We start from the raw sequence: 2,559 nt of genomic DNA on the forward strand, positions 1-2,559 counted from the left end.
GTAAGCCCACGGTGAAGGCCGTCTTGCGATAGAGGGCTTCTGACTGCCAGTCCTAGTGGTAACACTAGGAGTAGTCATATGACGAAGCATCCAATTGAGGTGATCACGTCTGTAGAGCGCCGTCGGCGCTGGTCACGCGAAGATAAAGAGCGCCTTGTCGCTGCATGCTTTGAGCCAGACGCGGTCATCTCCGAGATTGCCCGCGCGGCCGGCATCCATGTCAGCCAGTTGTTCCGTTGGCGCAAAGAGCTTTGCCGGATCGAGGAGCCAAGGTCTGATACGGCGACTTTGGTGCCGGTGATCGTATCCGAGGCCGCTTCGACAGTCTCTCCCGTTCAACCGGAATCGCCCACCACATCCCACCCTCGTCGGAAGCGTAGCGATGTGACAATCGAGCTTGGACGGGGTCGGCGCGTGCGCGTGGATAGCGACATCGATACGGATGCCCTTGGCCGGATTCTCGATTGCGTGCTGGGGCTGCGATGATTCCGGTTCCGAGTGGCGTGAAGGTCTGGCTGGCGACAGGCCACACCGATATGCGAAAGGGCTTCCCCGGTTTGTCGTTGATGGTGCAGGAGGCGCTGAAGCGCGACCCGATGTGTGGACACCTGTTCGTATTCCGCGGCCGCGGTGGCGGTCTGATCAAGGTGATCTGGCATGACGGCCAGGGCGCTTGCCTGTTCACGAAGAAGCTGGAGCGCGGCCGCTTCATCTGGCCATCAGCGGCCGATGGCACGGTGGTGATCACGCCTGCGCAGCTCGGTTATCTGCTGGAAGGTATCGACTGGCGGATGCCGCAAAAGACCTGGCGGCCGACGTCGGCCGGATAAGCAAAAACACTGGAATGACAGGGTCGAATATGATTCCATCCTGTCATGAGCAATGCGACCGAAGAGCTTCCGGACGACCTTGCCAGTGCGCTTGCACTGCTGGCCCAGGAACGCGCTCGACGTGTCGCAGCCGAAGCAGAAGCAGCGACCTCCAAGGCAGAAGCCGCCAGCGCAAAGGCACTCGTATCGCATTCCGAGGCGCTGATCGCGCGGCTGAAGCTGGAGATCGACAAGGTTCGCCGTGCACTCTACGGCAGCCGGTCCGAGCGCAAGGCGCGGCTCCTGGAGCAGATGGAACTGCAGCTCGAGGAGTTGGAAGCGGACGCCGGTGAAGATGAACTGGCGGCGGAGATCGCAGCCAAAGCTTCAGCCGTCAAAGCCTTCGAGCGCAAGCGTCCGTCACGCAAGCCCTTTCCCGAACACCTGCCGCGTGAGCGCGTCGTAATCGCCGCTCCCACGAATTGCGCCTGTTGTGGATCGGTTAAACTGTCGAAGCTTGGCGAAGACATTACCGAGACCTTGGAAGTCATCCCGCGTCAGTGGAAGGTCATCCAGACGGTGCGGGAGAAGTTCACCTGCCGCGAGTGTGAGAAGATCACGCAGTCACCCGCACCCTTCCATGTGACACCCCGCGGTTTTGCCGGGCCGAACCTGCTGGCGATGATCCTGTTTGAGAAGTTCGCCCAGCACCAGCCGCTCAATCGCCAGAGCGAGCGCTACGCCCGCGAGGGCGTCGACCTCAGCTTGTCGACGCTGGCCGATCAGGTTGGAGCATGTGCCGCGGCGTTGAAGCCCATTCACTCCCTGATCGAGGCGCATGTCCTTGCTGCCGAACGTCTGCACGGCGACGACACGACCGTGCCTATCCTGGCCAAGGGAAAGACCGATACGGGCCGCATCTGGACCTATGTCCGGGACGATCGGCCGTTCGGAGGGCTCTCTCCGCCGGCGGCCCTTTACTATGCCTCGCGGGACCGACGGCAGGAGCATCCGGAGCGCCACCTGAAGACCTTCAACGGCATTCTGCAGGCGGACGCCTATGGCGGCTACAATCCGCTGTTCAAGGTTGATCGCGATCCAAATCCTCTAAGGCAGGCGTTTTGTTGGGCACACTCGCGGCGTAAGTTCTTCGTGCTCGCCGACATCGCCGCAAATGCCAAGCGTGGAAAGAATGCCGCGCCGATCTCGCCTATGGCGCTCGAAGCCGTCAAACGGATCGACGGCCTGTTCGATATTGAGCGCGAGATCAACGGGCTTACGGCCGATCAACGCCTGGAGCGTCGCCGGAGAGACTGTCTGCCACTCGTCGATGATCTGCAGGTCTGGCTTCAAACCGAGCGGGCAAAGCTCTCACGCAGTTCTCCGGTGGCGGAGGCGATCGACTACATGCTCAAGCGCTGGGATGGCTTCACATCATTTCTGCAGGACGGCCGGATTTGCCTGACGAATAATGCGGCAGAGCGAGCGCTCAGAGGCTTTGCGCTCGGCAGAAAATCCTGGCTCTTCGCCGGATCAGACCGCGGTGCAGATCGTGCGGCCTTCATGGCCACATTGATTATGACGGCAAAACTCAACGACATCGATCCGCAGGTGTGGCTGGCCGACGTTCTTGCCAGCATCGCTGATACGTCGATTACCAGGCTGGAGCAGTTGCTTCCGTGGAATTGGACGCCGCCGACCGTCAACGCTCAAGCGGCCTGACCTGCGGCCTTCACCGGAGGCTTACTTT

At 61.1% G+C, this 2,559-nt stretch carries 3 protein-coding genes; all 3 read left to right on the forward strand.

All coding sequences use genetic code 11. The annotated features are described in order from the left end of the window. Positions 1-78: 78 nt before the first annotated feature. From tnpA to tnpC, 3 genes are read left to right on the forward strand one after another with little or no spacing between them, the layout of a single operon-like run. A complete protein-coding gene (gene tnpA, locus K6M89_RS30430; protein ID WP_004675073.1) occupies positions 79-486 on the forward strand; it encodes an IS66-like element accessory protein TnpA in 408 nt (135 codons plus the stop codon). Then, positions 483-830 carry an IS66 family insertion sequence element accessory protein TnpB gene (gene tnpB, locus K6M89_RS30435; protein WP_008536653.1) on the forward strand — a complete coding sequence of 116 codons (348 nt, stop codon included), beginning with the start codon at positions 483-485 and terminating at the stop codon, positions 828-830. Before tnpA ends, tnpB begins: the two co-directional genes overlap by 4 nt. A 45-nt stretch (positions 831-875) precedes the next feature. After that, complete coding sequence (gene tnpC / locus K6M89_RS30440) at positions 876-2,531, forward strand: IS66 family transposase (protein ID WP_018247155.1); 1,656 nt, start codon at positions 876-878, stop codon at positions 2,529-2,531. Positions 2,532-2,559: the final 28 nt, after the last annotated feature.

It is taken from the genome of Rhizobium croatiense, from assembly GCF_019793465.1.
In the GTDB taxonomy this organism is placed as follows: domain Bacteria; phylum Pseudomonadota; class Alphaproteobacteria; order Rhizobiales; family Rhizobiaceae; genus Rhizobium; species Rhizobium croatiense.

Bases quoted from the DNA above. Each gene is read 5' to 3' on its own strand.
- tnpA (WP_004675073.1), top strand. From the start codon at position 79: ATGACGAAGCATCCAATTGAGGTGATCACGTCTGTAGAGCGCCGTCGG.
- tnpB (WP_008536653.1), top strand. From the start codon at position 483: ATGATTCCGGTTCCGAGTGGCGTGAAGGTCTGGCTGGCGACAGGCCAC.
- tnpC (WP_018247155.1), top strand. From the start codon at position 876: ATGAGCAATGCGACCGAAGAGCTTCCGGACGACCTTGCCAGTGCGCTT.